The sequence below is a fragment of the Helicovermis profundi genome (assembly GCF_033097505.1).
GTDB classification, from domain to species: domain Bacteria; phylum Bacillota; class Clostridia; order Peptostreptococcales; family Acidaminobacteraceae; genus Helicovermis; species Helicovermis profundi.
Genome location: NZ_AP028654.1, coordinates 620,434 through 637,503 on the forward strand (window position 1 = coordinate 620,434; position 17,070 = coordinate 637,503).

At 26.9% G+C, this 17,070-nt stretch carries 13 protein-coding genes; 11 read left to right on the plus strand and 2 right to left on the minus strand.

The window, feature by feature from the left end:
• Positions 1-11: 11 nt before the first annotated feature.
• Positions 12-506, minus strand: coding sequence for an SEC-C metal-binding domain-containing protein (locus AACH12_RS02715; RefSeq protein WP_338536541.1), 495 nt, complete (start codon positions 504-506; stop codon positions 12-14).
• A gap of 154 nt (positions 507-660) precedes the next feature.
• Between AACH12_RS02715 and AACH12_RS02720 the strand changes: the two genes are divergently transcribed.
• The 6 genes from AACH12_RS02720 to AACH12_RS02745 all read left to right on the plus strand — a co-directional run bounded on the left by AACH12_RS02720 (position 661) and on the right by AACH12_RS02745 (position 7,442).
• Positions 661-1,674, plus strand: coding sequence for an alpha-hydroxy-acid oxidizing protein (locus tag AACH12_RS02720; RefSeq protein ID WP_338536542.1), 1,014 nt, complete (start codon positions 661-663; stop codon positions 1,672-1,674).
• A gap of 1,148 nt (positions 1,675-2,822) precedes the next feature.
• Positions 2,823-4,040 carry a 6-phosphofructokinase gene (locus AACH12_RS02725; protein ID WP_338536543.1) on the plus strand — a complete coding sequence of 406 codons (1,218 nt, stop codon included), beginning with the start codon at positions 2,823-2,825 and terminating at the stop codon, positions 4,038-4,040.
• 318 nt (positions 4,041-4,358) lie between these two features.
• Complete coding sequence (locus tag AACH12_RS02730; protein WP_338536544.1) at positions 4,359-5,120, plus strand: ATP-binding protein; 762 nt, start codon at positions 4,359-4,361, stop codon at positions 5,118-5,120.
• Positions 5,121-5,218: 98 nt separating this feature from the next.
• Positions 5,219-5,362, plus strand: a complete 144-nt coding sequence (locus AACH12_RS02735; protein WP_338536545.1) for a hypothetical protein — start codon at positions 5,219-5,221, stop codon at positions 5,360-5,362.
• Positions 5,363-5,481: 119 nt separating this feature from the next.
• On the plus strand, positions 5,482-6,540 hold the full coding sequence (locus AACH12_RS02740) for a GGDEF domain-containing protein (RefSeq protein WP_338536546.1): 1,059 nt from the start codon (positions 5,482-5,484) through the stop codon (positions 6,538-6,540).
• 17 nt (positions 6,541-6,557) lie between these two features.
• Complete coding sequence (locus AACH12_RS02745; RefSeq protein WP_338536547.1) at positions 6,558-7,442, plus strand: alpha/beta fold hydrolase; 885 nt, start codon at positions 6,558-6,560, stop codon at positions 7,440-7,442.
• A 58-nt stretch (positions 7,443-7,500) separates the two neighbouring features.
• Here AACH12_RS02745 and AACH12_RS02750 read toward each other — a convergent pair whose 3' ends face one another.
• On the minus strand, positions 7,501-8,481 hold the full coding sequence (locus tag AACH12_RS02750) for a helix-turn-helix domain-containing protein (protein ID WP_338536548.1): 981 nt from the start codon (positions 8,479-8,481) through the stop codon (positions 7,501-7,503).
• A 380-nt stretch (positions 8,482-8,861) separates the two neighbouring features.
• Between AACH12_RS02750 and AACH12_RS02755 the strand changes: the two genes are divergently transcribed.
• The 5 genes from AACH12_RS02755 (at position 8,862) to addB (ending at position 17,069) form a co-directional block, all read left to right on the plus strand.
• Positions 8,862-9,875, plus strand: coding sequence for a hypothetical protein (locus AACH12_RS02755; RefSeq protein ID WP_338536549.1), 1,014 nt, complete (start codon positions 8,862-8,864; stop codon positions 9,873-9,875).
• A 10-nt stretch (positions 9,876-9,885) separates the two neighbouring features.
• The gene (locus tag AACH12_RS02760; RefSeq protein WP_338536550.1) at positions 9,886-10,839 is read left to right on the plus strand and encodes an OmpA family protein; all 954 of its coding nucleotides are present in this window, start codon (positions 9,886-9,888) and stop codon (positions 10,837-10,839) included.
• 162 nt (positions 10,840-11,001) lie between these two features.
• Complete coding sequence (locus AACH12_RS02765; protein WP_338536551.1) at positions 11,002-12,717, plus strand: diguanylate cyclase; 1,716 nt, start codon at positions 11,002-11,004, stop codon at positions 12,715-12,717.
• Complete coding sequence (locus tag AACH12_RS02770; RefSeq protein ID WP_338536552.1) at positions 12,710-13,396, plus strand: TIGR01906 family membrane protein; 687 nt, start codon at positions 12,710-12,712, stop codon at positions 13,394-13,396. The genes AACH12_RS02765 and AACH12_RS02770 overlap by 8 nt, the downstream gene beginning before the upstream one ends.
• A 304-nt stretch (positions 13,397-13,700) precedes the next feature.
• Positions 13,701-17,069: a helicase-exonuclease AddAB subunit AddB gene (gene addB, locus AACH12_RS02775; RefSeq protein WP_338536553.1), complete on the plus strand. Its 3,369-nt coding sequence runs from the start codon at positions 13,701-13,703 to the stop codon at positions 17,067-17,069.
• Position 17,070 lies beyond the last annotated feature (1 nt).

Consider the following 17,070-nt stretch of genomic DNA (forward strand, 5'->3'; position numbering starts at 1 on the left):
AGTTATGAAATCTATTTATTTAAGCAACATTTTTTATATTTTTTTCCACTTCCACATGGACATGGATCATTTCTACCAATTTTTTCGCCTTTAACAACTGTTTTAGTTGCATTATAAGCTTTTTTAATTTCTTTTCTTTTTTCTTTTGTAAATATATCATCCCATGCTGGTAAATTATATAACCAATCTGCTTTAGCTTCATGCATATTGTAATATAATTTATCATAATCAATTTCTGCATCAATAGATGTATTTTCATCTTCTAATTCATCTAAATTGATTTCTTCTTTAAGACTTGTATTGATTCCATCTAAAAAGCCTGCAAACATTACAGGTTTCAATTTATATTTTTCAGCCAAATCTTTGATACTGCCTTTTAGAGAAGTTTCTTTCTCAATTAAAATAGCATCATATACTGTTTGTTCAAGAGCTAAATAATTTTTCCAAAATTCTTGTGAATCTGCAGCGTTTTCAGCTATCTCTTCCCATTCTTTAAATAAACTCATTTTTCCACCTTTCATTCCTTTATTAGTCTTTCTTATATTATCATACTAACTTACTTAACATCAAGAATAATTAATATTTTTATTAGGTGAAAAATGCATATTTACATTTAAATTTGATATAATTATTTTAGAAAATATAAAAGGTGGTTATAAGATGAACTATTTGGAAATGCTTGAAAATTCTAAAAAAAATATAGGTGAATTTTGTAAAGTTTGTAAGGAATGTAATGGTATATCATGTAAAGGTAAAATTCCAGGACCTGGTGGAAAGGGACTTGGGCTTGGTTTTATTAGAAATTACGAAGATTTAAGAAAAATCAGATTAAATATGGACACTGTTTATTTAAATAAAGGCACTAATACTGAAATAGAACTTTTTGGAAAGAAATTTAAGTATCCTGTGTTTGCGGCACCAGTAGGAGGAGTTCAAATTCATTATAGCGATTTATATAATGATCTTACTTACTCAAAAGCTGTGATAAATGGATGTCACAAAGCAGGTACAATTGCTTTTACGGGAGATGGAGTTAAAGACGAAGTTTTTACAGGAACTCTTAAGGCTATAAAAGCTAATGATGGATGGGGTGTTCCAACTATTAAGCCTTGGAGTAAAGAAGAAGTTATAAAGAAAATAAAACTTAGTGAAAATGCAGGTGCATTTGCAGTAGCAATGGATATTGATGCAGCAGGATTAAGCATATTAGCAGCTCAAGGAAAACCAGTATCGCCACTTTCGAAAGAAGATTTAAAAGAAATAGTAAATTCTACAAAGCTTCCTTTTATTTTAAAAGGTGTTATGAGCGCAAACGTTGCTAGAAAAGCAATAGAGGCTGGTGTATATGGGGTAATTGTATCTAATCACGGAGGAAGAGTTTTAGATGAAACACCTTCAACAATAGAAGTTTTGCCTGAAATAGTAGAAGAAGTACAAGGTAAAATTAAAGTGTTTATTGATGGTGGCTTCAGAAGTGGAATTGATGTTTTTAAGGCAATAGCACTCGGAGCAGATGCAGCGCTCATTGCTAGACCATATGCAATTTCTGTGTATGGAGCAGGTGAAGAAGGTGTTGAATTATATACTGAAAAAATTGGAAGAGAATTAGCTGAAGCTATGATTATGACGGGAGCAAGTAATTTAAGTGAAATTGATGAAGACAAGATAAGGTAAAATAGTAACATTTTTTAGGTATCGAGTGCATTTCTTAGCTTCAGAAGGCGTTTTATTCCTTCAGAAGTTTAGAAAAAACAATCCAGGACTTTATAGAGTTCTTTATTCTCAGCTTATGAAGTAAGTTGAGGGTATTAAGAACACTAAGGTATCGGATCAGTGCATTTCTTAGCTTCAGAAGGCGTTTTATTCCTTCTGAAGTTTAGAAAAAACAATCCAGGACCTTATAGAGTTCTTTATTCTCAGCTTATGAAGTAAGCTGTGGATATTAGAACACTAAGGTATCGGATCAGTGCATTTCTTAGCTTGAGAAGGTGTTTTATTCCTTCTGAAGTTTAGAAAAAACAATCCAGGACCTTATAGAGTTCTTTATTCTCAGCTTATGAAGTAAGCTGAGGGTATTAAGAACACTAAGGTATCGGATCAGTGCATTTCTTAGCTTGAGAAGGTGTTTTATTCCTTCTGAAGTTTAGAAAAAACAATCCAGGACCTTATAGAGTTCTTTATTCTCAGCTTATGAAGTAAGCTGTGGATATTAGAACACTAAGGTATCGGATAAAAAACAAAATTAATTCTTCTCTTTGAAGGCAAGCCTTCTTTTCGAGACTATGTGTCAAAGGTTTATGGTTTAAAAGGCAGTGCGACCCATCAAATCACTTCGTAATTTGCTTGGTCACGGGCTTTTAGCCCTATAAAAAACAAAATTAATTCTTCTCTTTGAAGGCAAGCCTTCTTTTCGAGACTATGTGTCAAAGGTTTATGGTTTAAAAGGCAGTGCGACCCATCAAATCACTTCGTAATTTGCTTGGTCACGGGCTTTTAGCCCTATAAAAAACAAAATTAATTCTTCTCTTTGAAGGCAAGCCTTCTTTTCGAGACTATGTGTCAAAGGTTTATGGTTTAAAAGGCAGTGCGACCCATCAAATCACTTCGTAATTTGCTTGGTCACGGGCTTTTAGCCCTATAAAAAACAAAATTAATTCTTCTCTTTGAAGGCAAGCCTTCTTTTCGAGAATTATTTTTGTTTTTTGCACTGCTTTTTTGAAATGAATATTGTAAATATTCTGAAAAATTGTATAATAGGTATAGCGGGACGTTTTGTATTAGGCGGGACGTTTGTGTACATACTATAAAAACGGGGTGTTTATATGATTTTAACTGGAAAAGTTCTTATTGCTCAGGGCGGTGGACCTACTGCTGTTATTAATCAATCTATGGTTGGTGCTGCTCTTGAAGCTAGAAAATTTGCTCAAGTTACTAAAGTTTATGGTGCGATTAGAGGTGTTGAAGGAATTCTTAACGAGGATTTTATCGATTTATCTCAGGAGACTACTAACAATATGGAATTAGTTGCTCAAACTCCATCTTCTGCTCTTTTATCTACAAGGGTTAAACCTGATGAAGAATCTTGTAGACGGATGTTTAAGGTTATGAAAGCACATGATATTAGATATTTCTTTTATATTGGTGGTAATGATTCTTCTGAAACACTAAGATTAATTGCTGAAAATGCAGTCAAAGAAAAGTATGATTTTAGAGCAATTCATATTCCTAAAACTATCGATAATGACTTAGTTTTAAATGATCATACTCCAGGATATGGTTCTGCTGCGAGATTTATTGCATCAGCTTTTACTGGTGTAAATCTTGATAATAGAGCAATGGGTGGTATTTATATTGGTGTAGTAATGGGAAGACATGCTGGATTTTTAACTGCAGCATCTGCCATTGCTAAAAAATATCCAGATGATGGTCCTCATCTTGTATATGTTCCTGAAAGAGCATTTTCAATTGATAAATTTGTTAAGGATGTAAAAAACGTTTATGACAAATATGGAAGATGTGTTATTGCTGTATCTGAGGGAATAACAGATGAAGAAGGTAGACCGATTGTTACAACTTTAAGAGATGATATTGAGTATGATGAACATGGAAATGTTCAACTTTCTGGAAATGGTACTTTAGGAGAATCTTTGTCAGATTTACTTAAAGAAAAATTAGGAGTTTCAAGAGTTAGAAGTGATACATTTGGATATTTACAACGTTCTTTTATGGAATGTGTTTCAGATATTGATCAAAGAGAAGCCAGAGAAGTAGGTGAAAAAGCAGCTCAATATGCTATGTGGAATAATTCTGATGGATCTATTGTAATTAATAGAACGGGTTTTTATTCAGTGGATTATGATTTTGTTCCTCTTGATAAAATTGCAGGAAAAACAAGATATATGCCTGATGAATTTATTAATGAAGAAGGCAATCACGTCACTGACGCATTCAAATATTATTTAAGACCACTTGTAGGTTCTGGTTATAAAGTTGCTCATAGATTACGTGCGAGTCATGCTCCGAAATTGTTTTTGAAATAAGAGAAAAAATATATATTAAAAGCTCCGCCACACCGCACATCCATGCGTGAGGCACTGCGTTTTAATATATATTTTTTTAATTCTAAAAAGGTAAGGATAAAACTTACATATTATTGAGAATATAATAAATACAAACAGTGTAATGATTACAAAATTATTATAATAGAATTATATGCATTTAATAAGAATTAGTTCTATTATAGTAGAACTAATGGATTGACGGTAATATTACAAATTGATATAATTCTATTATAATAGAATTATATCAACAAATATAGATTTAATTTCGATACAACAGAACTAATATAGAGGTGTGACATGAAAAGTCGAGAATTATATATAAATCAGTTAATTGATTATATTGATACACCTGTAATAAAGATAATAAAAGGCATTAGACGTTGCGGAAAGTCTTATTTATTAAAATTATTGTCGAATCATCTTATGAATAAGGGCGTGTTTGAAAAGCAAATAATAAAAATTGATTTTGAATCTATTCAATATGAATCATATAAAGATTACAAAGCTCTCTATAATTATGTTACTGATAAAGTAACTGATAATAAATTAAAAACTTATATACTTATTGATGAAATACAAGAAGTGCGTGAATGTGAAAAGGCAGTTAGATCATTTATGGTCGACTTAGATTGTGATATTTATTTGACTGGATCCAATGCTCATTTATTATCTGGTGAGCTGGATACATATCTTACAGGTCGATACGTAGAGCTTGAACTATATCCCTTGTCATTTAATGAGTATATTGATTTTTATGAAGTTGTTGAAAATAATCCAAATGATGTGGAAAAAGCATTTAATGATTATTTAAAGTATGGTGGATTTCCTGGATTATATCATATGCCTAAAGAGGATGATTTGAAAGTTCAGTATATAAAGGGTATATATAATTCTGTTGTACTCAAAGATGTTATACAAAGAAACAAAATTAGAGATACAGAGTTGCTAGAGAGAATTTTCATCTATATCATGGATAATATTGGACAGATTTTTAGCGCTAAGAAAATCGCGGATTATCTTAGAAGTCAAGGAAGAAAAGTCGGTATAGAATCTGTTTAAAGTTATATTTAGGCATTAGAGAGTGCTATGATTTTATAGCGATATGCCAAGGTGGGAAAATCTATGTTCAAGTAATATATTTATTATCATTTAATCAGGTGATTGCAAGAGAATTCACACCACTCGCGAATGTAAATGATAATTATAAGAAAATTGTTATCTCAATGGACCGCATGCAAATTGTAAATAAAGATGGAATAGAGTGGATGAGTATAATTGATTTTATTAGGTCTATCAAATAAATTATATTAAAATGCATTTCAAAAAAGTTTGCTAAAATTAATATAAGGTATAATTAAATGTAGAAAAATTAATGTTATTATTAATATTAATTTTATTGAATACGTGGGTGAGTGAAAACATGCTTGAAAAAAAGATTTATAAAATAATTTTAGTATTTGCTATTGCAATATCCTTCATTAGTATTTTAACTAATATTGTTGCAAAATTTCCATTTGAAGTTCAAATTAAGTGGATATTACTTATTAGTATTAGTTTTTTCTCATATTTTGTAGTAAAACGTGAAAATTATAAAAAATATAGTGATAATATTAAATTTGTTTATTTTTTATTTATAATCTACTTATTTATTCCTTTTGCTTGGATTGATTCTGGTGGTAGTAGTAATAACACAATTGGATATATATTTATTTTAATTATAACAACAACTTATCTTTTTAAAAAATATAAACGAAGTTTTTTAATTGCATCCATTATATTAATGTTTGATTTTTTAATTTATATTGAACATTTTTATCCTAAACTTATTAAGACGTATTCGGAAAGTTCACAATTTACAGATAGGATGATTCAAATTCCTATTATAATTTTGGGTGCATATTTTTTAATTAAAAGATTTGATACTGCATATAATGTAGAGAAGAATGCTCTTATTAGTAGTCAAATAGAACTTGAAAAGGCAAATGAAGAATTAAATTTTTATGCAAATTATGATAAGCTAACATTAGCTGCAAATAGAAGAATGTTTGATAAAAATTTAGAAAAGGTGATAAAAGATAAAAAAAATATGGATGTTTATGTATTATTAATTGATTTTGATAATTTTAAGTATATTAATGATAATTATGGTCATGTTAAAGGTGATGAAATTTTATATAAATTTGTTGAAATATCAAATAAATATTTTACTTCTCCTAGTATAATTTCTAGGTGGGGTGGTGATGAATTCGCTATAATTTTTTATGGAACATTGGACGATTTAATTAAAAAGTTAAAATTACTTAAATATGAGTTTGAAAATTTAAAAGATGAAATAAATATAAAAAAAACCATTAGTGTAGGTATTGCTGATATACAAAAAGAATCTGAAATGGTTGAACTTTTAAGGAGGGCGGATAATGCTCTTTACAAGAGTAAAACTGAAGGTAAAAATGCTATTAATATTAATTTATATAAATAAACATATAGGAGAGTTTTATGACTAAAATAGATGAATATATTTTTAAAGTTATTCATGATGAAAATCTTGCAAAAGAAGCAGAATTTTATAATAAGGAAGAAGAGAGGACACTTGACTTTGAGGGCACTAGTATTAGTTATTTAGTTATAGGTGATTCTAAAAAAACACTTCTTATGCTTCCAGGTACTACAGGTAATTCAGTTACATTTTTAAGATACATTAGTGAGCTTTCTAAGGATTATAAACTTATATTAGTTAATTATCCTCAAGTAAATTCAATTGAAGAATTAAAAAATGGTATTTTGAAGGTTATTGAAAAAGAAATTACAAGTGAATTTTATATTTTTTCTCACTCTCTAGGTGGAATTTTATCACAGTTTATACTTAAAGAAATTGGTGAAAAGGTAAAAGGTCTTATTATTGCGCATTCAAGTACCATTAATAATACTATTAGTAAAAAAATAAGAAAAGAAAATCTTGCAAGTATTCAGCGTTTTACTAATTCTATTAAAGGTATGTTTTATAAATTGTTTATTAGAAATTTCATTAAGAGAATTAGAAAAGGTGTAGTAGCTTCTAATGTTGATAATTTTGAGTTTTGGGAAGAAATTTATGCTAAGATACTTAGTGAATCATCTAAAAAAGGTCTTTTATCAATTTATAATTGTCTTGAAGAATTTTGGAAATCGTATTCATTTGAAAAAAAAGACTTTGTTAATTTTATCGGAAAAGCTATAATAATTGAATCTGAAACTGATGTTATACATGATATGCCTGAAAAAGAAGCTTTAAAAACACTTTTTATAAATTCATCCTATATTGAATTTAAAGGCTCTAGCAATATGTCGATTATAAGAAATCAAGATAAATTTTTAGATGTTATTAAAGAAAATTTTAAGTAAAATTATATAAACAAGATGTATTTAAATATAAAAAGGAGCACCAAAAGTGCTCCTAGTATTAAAAGTCTATATTTTTTTTATCAAATAAACCAACAAGTCCAATAAGTGCAGCGAATCCAACCGCAGCAACTGGCCAGACAATCCATGTAATTCCCCAATCCATTGTCCATAAACTCCAAGCTAAATAGACTGCAACTACAAGTGGCCAATAAAATGATGCTAATTGTTCAGTTTTTTTAACTTCTTTTCTCTTATGCGGTGCATAATCACCTTCTCCTAAAATAAAATTGAGTGCCTTGTAGTAATCTGAAACGGGAATAATATTATAAACACCAATTGCTATCATCAAAATTAAAACAATAACCATGTATAGAGCTAAATTGCCTGAATTGGTTAAAATAGAAATTGTTATTAGTGGTAAAAAACTTGTTAAAAATAATATAATACTAATTGAAAGTCTTCTTGTGTAAATTGGTTTAAACTCTTTCATCTTTTCTCTAATAATGCCGGATACGCCATAATCTAATTCAAATCGATTTAGTTTGAACTTGTTAAAATCATCATTATAATTGTTAACTTTAATGAGTTGAATAATACCATATATTAGTATTGACATTAATAATATAAGTCCAAAAGCAGCTGCTGTACTTGAGGAGAAATTATATTGATCCGAAAGTGCCAATAAAAATAATAAGGGTGTTACTGATGATATTATAATAAATGCACCTTTAGAAACATACTTAGAGTATTCTACTTTCCTTTCTAAAAAATCCGTAATTTCTTCTAAAGATAGTCTTTTTAAAACTAAATCATTGTCTTCCACCACTTCAGTAATATCTTCTATTTCGTCTTTAACTAGGTAGTCTGTTGTTACACCAAATATATTGCTTAGCAAAAGTATCTTGTTTAAATCGGGTATACTTCTTGCACTTTCCCATTTAGAGATAGACTGTCTAGAAACATTCATTTTAAATGCAAGCTCTTCTTGAGACCATCCTGATTTCTTTCTTAAATTTACAATTTTATCGGCTAATATCATTTTCTTCCTCCTTGTCATCTTTCGATAACTAAATTCTAACAAAATATTCAGCTATAAACCATAAAGTTAAGTTTGAAATTTGTCAACCACCAGTTGCATTTGCAATTTAATGCGGCTTACATGCATGTAAATAATCAAATATATATATTTATATTTATTCTGCTTGTCATTTTAAACTATATTTCTTTTAATTATATATTTAAATTATAATTCATTTAAAATATATAAATCAATATTTTTACTCAAAGGTTACATAAAAGTTAAAGAAGAGTTACTATTATCTTACAATATGTCATATTTTATTGAAGAAATTATTATTGATGTTAAGATAATATTAGGGAAAGACAAGAAAAAATAAAAAGCTTTCAAAGGAGGCAAAAATGTTAAATCTATTAAGTAGACTCAATCCCATTGCATATGCAATAATTATAGCCATATTAACAATTCTTTTTATAACAATTATTTTGTCATTATCAATTAGAAGTAAATATAAAAAAATTCTTAAAGACATAACAAATACAAATTTTAGAAAAGAAAAGAAATTTGATTCACCAATGCTTAATGAAATTATAGAAGATTTTAAAGATAGCATTAAGGAAAATATTAGTGAAGTTAATACTGAGGCTATGATTGAAAAAAATATTCATAAATATTTAAAAAATGAACTTATTGGAGAGAGATTTGTTAACAAATCAACTTCACTTATGATTATATTGGGGCTTCTTGGAACGTTTTATGGGCTTACACTTTCTATAGGAAATATAGTTAATTTACTTTCAACTACTGAAAATGCAGCCACTGGAAACGTTGCAAATATTACAGGTGGATTAATTAATTCTGTTACAGGTATGAGCGTTGCTTTTGTAACCTCACTTTTTGGTATAGCATCTTCAATAATTGTAAATCTTATTAGTATATTATTTCATTTAGGAGAAATGCGAGAATCAATTATTATTCATATAGAAGAATACTTAGATAATAATCTTGGTAAAAAATCTTTAGATTTAGAAACTGTTGATGAAGAAGGAAAAAGTGTATTAGAGGTATCATTTGAAAATTTAGGTACAAATCTTGAAGTAAGCTTAAATGAATTGACTTCAACTTTAGCCTATAGACTTACTGAAGCAACAAAAGAAATGAAAAATACAGCTGAAACAATTGGAAGTTCAATTGATAAATTTGATAAAAGTTTAGATGTATTTGGCGAAAATGTTAGAGATTTTTCGGAGTTTAATTATCATTTGAAAAATAATATAGAAAGAATGAGCTTAGTTTTTGATGATAATGCTTTAGAGATTAAAAATCACACATCAGTTTTAAAAAATGGATTCCCGATTGTAAAAGAATTTAATGAAAAAGTTGGCGAAATAACTTCTAATAATAAAGAAAGTTAGGGGTGATTTTATGAAAAAGAGATACAGAAAGTATAGACATAAGGAAGAAAGTGAAAACTTTTGGCCTGCTTTTACAGATATGATTTCAACTATAGCTTTAATACTATTTTTCTTAATGCTTATTGCTTACGTAAATAATATTGTTACTGGAAAAAATTTAGAATATGCAGTTAAACAATTAGAAGATACTCAGTCGAAACTTGAAATAAGTAAAGCAGAAATATCAAATGCTGAAGATCAGCTTAGACTTTTAAAAAATGATCTTGAAAAAACTGCTGCTGAAGTAAAAAAAGGTGAAATAGAACTAAAACTTTCTGAAGAGGAAATTGATAAGCAAAAGGAAATAATAGCATCGAGTAATCAAGAACTTGGGCAGTTAAGAACTAAACTTAAAGGTATAGCATTACTTAGATTAGATGTATTAAATAAAGTAAAAGTTTCAATTGAAGAAAATTTAGGTAATAAAAATGCAAAAGGTGAAGAACTTGTTCTTATTGGTGATAATGGTAATATTATTATCAATGAAGGATTAGTATTCGATTACGGAAAATCTATTATAAAAGATGAAGGAAAACCATTACTTGCAAAACTTGCAAAATCTTTTGAAAAAGTATTAGATGATCCTAATGTTAGTAAAAATATAGATGCAATTAATATACAGGGTCATGCTGACATTAGAGGAACAGCTGATGCTAATAGAAAATTGTCAACAGATAGAGCAACGTCAGTTGTTAATTATTTTATGCAGTCTGATCCAACTTTAGAAAAAAGATATGGTAAATTTTTTATGGCAAGTGGATTTTCTTATTTTAGGCCACTTATTGATGAAAAAAATGAAGACGCCTATTCTAAAAATAGAAGAATCGAAATATCAGTAATACTAAAGGACTCAAATGTACAAAATGTAATAGATGATTATTTAAAAGAATCAGTAGATATTCTTAATAATACATCAGATAATTAAATAATATATAATAAATCATACCTTAAAGTTGAATATAGCTTTAAGGTATGATTATTTTTTTGATTAAATGGATATAAGTTTTGGTATAATACTAGTATATGAATTAAATCTGATTGCAAGTTACTTAGTCTTAGAGACTAAATACATAAAGTGGTGAAAAATATGAAAAAAATTCAAATAAAATTTAGATATAAATTTATTGGTGCTATAGTATTGATATCAATAATTCCATTAATTTTCTTCTCATATAAAAGTTATAATAGTTCAAAAAAGTTATTAACTGATGTTGAAATTGAAAAAATAGACACTTTTTACTCTAGAATAATAAATAATTCAAATAATTATTTTTATTCCTCGGAAAAAGATTTGCTCTATTTAGAAAAAATAACTAAGACACATTCAAGCATAGATAGTGATGAAACGTCGTTAAAAAATATTGAAAAAATGTATGATGACTTTATAAGTATTAATACTAGGTATGATCAAATTAGATTGTTAGATTTAAGTGGAATGGAAAAAATTCGAATTAATAATTCTAATGGTGTTACTATAGTTCCCAAAAATGAACTTCAGGATAAATCAAATAGATATTACTTTAAAGATACAATTAAACTAAGAGAAAATGATATTTTTACTTCACCCATTGATTTAAATGTGGAACATGGAGAAATTGAAAAACCAAATAAAAGTGTTATAAGGTTTGCTAAAGTAGTTTATATAGAAAATAAACCTAAATATGTTTTAATTTTAAATGTAAATACGAATCATATATTTAATGAATTACGAAATTTAATTAAAAATAACGAATTTAATGATACTTATTTAATTGATGAAAAAGGCTTTTACATTGTAAATAGTAATAAGTTAAAAGAATGGGGAGGTCCTAATAACCTTAAAACAGGTGAAAGTTTTATGAAGGATTATCCTGTAATTTCTAAAAAAATTTTAAAAGACGTTAATAATGGACATATTATTACTGATTCAAAAAGTTATTTTTGGAAAAAATACTATATAACGTCCTCAAATGAATCATATGTTACGATTATAAGTGCTATTGATAATAATGATTTTCTGAACAATGTAAATGAATTTTTTAAGAAACTTGTTTATCAAATGATTATTATATTGATTTTAATATTTATTATTAGTTATTTTTTATCAAAAATAATAACTAATCCTATATATAAAATTGTTGATGCTGTAATTGAAATAGGTAAAGGAAATTTTGATGTTCATTTTGATGTAGATAAAGATAGTGGTAGTGAAATCAATATATTGGCTTATGAAATAAAAAAAATGGCATTAGAACTTAGTTCCATTTATCATCAAATTGAGAAAAGAGTAAGAGATAGGACTAAGGAACTTGAAAAAATGAATGAAAAAATAAAAAAAATGGCACAAATAGACCCTCTTACAGGAATATACAATCGTCATTATTTTAATCAATATGTAAATGATGTTTTAAACGATTCTAGTGAAAATATTACTTTGATTATGATTGACGTAAATGATTTTAAGTATATTAATGATAATTATGGACATAACATTGGCGATGAAATATTAAAAACTGTTGCAGATTTACTTACTAAGGCTGTAAGAGAATCCGATTTTGTTGTAAGGTATGGAGGCGATGAATTTTTAGTTATACTTTATAATGCAGATGCAATTGTTGCACAGTCTTATGTAAATAGACTTAGGCTTTTAATTTTTGAATTTAATTATGATAATGATTTAATTAATCATAGACTAGAACTTAGCTTAGGTTATGACGTATATACAGGTGAAAAGCATATTCTTGAAGTTATTAATTCTGCTGATGAAAAAATGTATAAGAATAAAATTCAACTAAAAGAAAAAAGAGGTGGTAAAATTGAGTAAAACCATAAAAACTATAGGCATGATTATTATTGGAATTTTGCTTTCAATATCTATTTTGGTATTTTCTGTTGATCATTATACATTTAGTTCAAATTATTATGTTAATAAGTTTGTTGAATTTTCGGTTAAAGACCTTTCTGGACTTACTGATGATGGAATAGTTAAAGCTGCTGATAAACTTACAAAATATTTAAAATATAAAAATGAGTCTCTAGATCTAAAACTTAATATTAGTGGAAAGATAAGAGAAGTTTTTAATGAAAAAGAAAAATCACATATGGTTGATGTGAAAAATATATTTAGAAATTTAAATAAATTTAAGGATGTTTCTATTGGGATTATTTTTCTATATTTAGTCCTAGGACTTAAGTATGATTTTTTAAGAAAAAAAGATATAAAAAATATTTTTATAGTTAGTTTTATTTTTATGCTTACTATATTTATAGGTTTATTTATATTAGTTAATATTGATTTTACAAAGTATTTTATTAAGTTTCATCAAATGTTTTTCTCAAATAAACTTTGGATTTTAGATCCATCTAAAGATGTACTGATTCAGTTATTACCTGAACAATTTTTTATTGATATAACAGTAAAAATATTAGAACTTTATGGTATTATTACAACTACTCTAACCGCTTTGGTTTATTTAATATATAGACATAAATTTACAAGCTGATTAATGCTAATTTTAAACGAAAAGTATAAATTAATTAAATACTTGCTTTAGATACTAAGGATTTTTATTAATATATTTAAATATTGATAAGGATCCTTTTTGTATACAAAGCTATATTATACTATAATTAAATAGGTAGATATAGATAAATGAATTTCTAAGATTCAGATGGAGTTTTTACTCCCATTGAATCTTAGAAAACATAATCCAGGGCCTTTTTAGAGTTCTTTATCCCCCACTTTTTTAAGAAGTGGGTGGAGAAAGAACTCTAAGGCATCGGATAAATTAAATGGATGTGATATAAATGTTAAGATATTTTATCGGGCGTTCTTCTAGCGGTAAAACAGACCAAATATATAAAGAAGTAAATAAATTTATAAATGAAAAAGTGAATGGTAAAATCGTTCTAATTGTTCCAGAACAATTTACATTAGAGTCCGAAATGGATTTAATTAATAATTTAGATAAAGAAGGCCTTCTAAATGTTGAAGTAATTAGTTTTACACGTCTTATGGAGAGGGTCTTTGATGAACTAGGAAAGCTAGACAGAACAGATATTAATGAAATTGGAAAAATAATGATTTTAAAAAAATTATTTAATAAATCTAGTTCTAAGTTAAATGTATTTGGAAGTATATATAAAAAGAGAGGGTTTTTAGATTTATTTAGTAGTCTTATTAAAGAGTTTAAAAGAGCAGGAATTTCAAGTAATTCTTTAATGGAATATACAGAGAGTAGTAACAATATACTTTTGACTTCAAAACTTAAGGATATTGCTCTTGTTTTTAAAGAGTTTGAAACAAATATGGAAGATAAATATATTGATGAAGAAGATAAATTTAATTATTTTATTGAGATTATTAAAGAGTCAGAGTTAATTAAGAATTCTTATTTTTATATTGATAGTTTTATGGGATATACATACCAGGAGATTAAAATAATAGAGCAATTAATGAAGTATTCTAAAAACCTTACAATAACTTTTTTACTTGATGAAAAAATTGCTGAAGGAAGTAGTAATGATTTAGAAGTTTTTTCTCCATCATTAAAGTACTTTAATATGCTAAGTAAAATTGCCAAAAAGAATAAGGTAAAAGAGAGTAAGAAAGTATTTTCTTATCCTATTAAAGACTTAGAAATTGGTCATATTGAAAAAAATATGTTCAAATATCCTTTTAAAGTTTTTAGTGGTGAAAATAATTCAGTTAAAATCGATGTAGATTTAAATTATGAAGAAGAAATTGAAAGGCTTGCTATAGAAGTTTCTAATTTGGTTAGAAATAATGGCTATAGGTGGAGAGATTTTGCAGTCGTTTCAGGACATATTGAGGATTATGATATTATTCTTAAACGTGTATTTGATGAATATAATATTCCATATTTTATTGATGACAAAAGAAGTATAACTAATAGCCCTATTATAAAGGTCATACTATTTGCATTAAAATCAATACAAAAATATTATAGATATGAAGATATGTTTAAATTAATCAAAACAAACTATGTTGGTCTTACAAGGGAAGAAGGAGAACTTCTTGAAAATTATGCTCTTTCATATGGTATTAAAGGTAAGAGATGGCTCGTTGATATTGAAAGTGAAAATAATGATAATGAAATATACGAGTCATATAAAAAAATTATTGTAATTCCTTTGATGGAACTTGAAAAAAATTTAGCAAACAAAAATACTGTTAAAAATATGACTGAAGCTATATATAAATATATGAGTCAAATAAATATTTTTGAAAAACTAAGTGGAACAATTGATAAATTAATTAATGATGGTAAAAATGATATTGCAAATGAATATTCACAAATATGGAATATTTTAATTGATATTTTTGATCAAATTGTAGAAATAAACGGCGATGAAAAGATGGAATTAAAAGATTTTATAGATATGCTTGAATCTGGATTCGAAGAATATAAAGTTGGTATAATTCCACCAACGATTGATAAAGTAACAATAGCTAAAATTGAAAGAATTAAATCAAATAATATTAAAAATTTATTTGTGATAGGTTTAAATGATGGTAGAATTCCAGTAAGTAGAAACGATTATGGCATATTAATAGATGATGAAAAAAATGAATTAATTAATACTGGACTTCAGTTAAAATCTGATTTATCAAGTGTTGAAAATGACGAAGAATTAGCATTTTATTCACTTCTTTCTAAAACAAAAGAAAGGATATTCTTTTCTTATTCACTTTCATCAAATTCAGGCAAAGCGCTTAGACCGTCAATTTATTTAGATAAACTTCTTAAAATTTTTCCGAGTATTAAAGTTGATGATACTATAAAAAGAAAAAATAATAAAGGTAAAAATTATATTATTGAAAGCGAGGCTTCATTTAGATATTTAACGGAAAATTTAAGAATGTGGATAGATGGTAAAGATATTGATGAGCTTTGGTTTTCGGTGTATAGATGGTTTTATAATAAAGCTGAATATAGAGAAAAACTACTAAACATTATTGATGGATTATTTCACAAAAATCAAGTTAAGAGTATTGGTAAAATTGGAGCAAATGATTTATATAAATTACCTCTTAAAGCAAATGTATCAAGAATTGAAAATTTCAATAGGTGCCCATTTTCTCATTTTATTGACTATGGGCTTAAACCAAAAAAACGTGAAGAATATACTGTTGAACTTCCAGATATCGGTATAATATTTCATGAATCTATTGAAAAATTTGGTAGACAAGTATTTTCAAATCAGGATGTTTTTATTGATTTAAAAGAAAATGAAGCCTATAGCATGATTGAAAAGATAATTGATGACATGGCAAGAGATTATGGTAAAAAAGTATTTGATTCTAGTTACAAATACAAATATTTAATTAATAAAATCAAAAGAGTTGGAAGAAGAGCTGCTTGGACAATAATTAAACATGTTAAAGAAGGTGATTTTTTTCCAAAGTCATATGAACTTAAATTTGGAGAAGGTTTTAATGCTATACCATCTATTATAATTGAGCTTAAAACAGGTGAAAAGTTATTTTTAGAAGGTAGAATAGATAGAGTAGATTTATTAGATAATGATGGTCAGATGTATGTAAAAATTATTGATTATAAATCTGGAAGTAAAAAATTTGATCTTTCTGATGTTATAAATGGTATACAAATTCAGCTTCTTATATATATGGATGCAGTGCTTGAAAATCCAGATTATTTTAGGTGCGAAAAATTAAATCCAGCGGGCGTATTTTATTTTAAAATAGACGATCCGCTCTTAAATGGTGAAGATATTGATATTTCAAAAATTGAAAGTGAAATATATAGTTCGCTTAAACTTGATGGACTTGCTATAAGCAAAGTTAATATAGTTAATTCAATAGATCGAAATTTATTAAATGAAAATAAATCGAAGGTAGTCCCTGTAGAACTAAAAAAAGATGGAACGTTTTCAGCTAGGTCTGCAGTTTTAGATGAAGAAGATTTTAATAAACTTATAGACTATGTTAAAGATAAGGTTATTGAAAGTGCTAGCGAAATTACGGATGGAAACATTAGAATAGAGCCCATACTTACAAACAATTTTAAAGCATGTGAGTATTGTTCGTATAGTGCAATCTGTCAATTTGATACTAGATTTGAAGATAATTTTTATAGAAGAATTAAAAAATACAAAAAAGATGAAGTAATAGAAATAATTAATAGGGGCTAAT

What these genes read in the sequence shown, in the direction of transcription:
- AACH12_RS02715 (WP_338536541.1), bottom strand. Translation starts at nt 506, where the DNA reads ATGAGTTTATTTAAAGAATGGGAAGAGATAGCTGAAAACGCTGCAGAT.
- AACH12_RS02720 (WP_338536542.1), top strand. Translation starts at nt 661, where the DNA reads ATGAACTATTTGGAAATGCTTGAAAATTCTAAAAAAAATATAGGTGAA.
- AACH12_RS02725 (WP_338536543.1), top strand. Translation starts at nt 2,823, where the DNA reads ATGATTTTAACTGGAAAAGTTCTTATTGCTCAGGGCGGTGGACCTACT.
- AACH12_RS02730 (WP_338536544.1), top strand. Translation starts at nt 4,359, where the DNA reads ATGAAAAGTCGAGAATTATATATAAATCAGTTAATTGATTATATTGAT.
- AACH12_RS02740 (WP_338536546.1), top strand. Translation starts at nt 5,482, where the DNA reads ATGCTTGAAAAAAAGATTTATAAAATAATTTTAGTATTTGCTATTGCA.
- AACH12_RS02745 (WP_338536547.1), top strand. Translation starts at nt 6,558, where the DNA reads ATGACTAAAATAGATGAATATATTTTTAAAGTTATTCATGATGAAAAT.
- AACH12_RS02750 (WP_338536548.1), bottom strand. Translation starts at nt 8,481, where the DNA reads ATGATATTAGCCGATAAAATTGTAAATTTAAGAAAGAAATCAGGATGG.
- AACH12_RS02755 (WP_338536549.1), top strand. Translation starts at nt 8,862, where the DNA reads ATGTTAAATCTATTAAGTAGACTCAATCCCATTGCATATGCAATAATT.
- AACH12_RS02760 (WP_338536550.1), top strand. Translation starts at nt 9,886, where the DNA reads ATGAAAAAGAGATACAGAAAGTATAGACATAAGGAAGAAAGTGAAAAC.
- AACH12_RS02765 (WP_338536551.1), top strand. Translation starts at nt 11,002, where the DNA reads ATGAAAAAAATTCAAATAAAATTTAGATATAAATTTATTGGTGCTATA.
- addB (WP_338536553.1), top strand. Translation starts at nt 13,701, where the DNA reads ATGTTAAGATATTTTATCGGGCGTTCTTCTAGCGGTAAAACAGACCAA.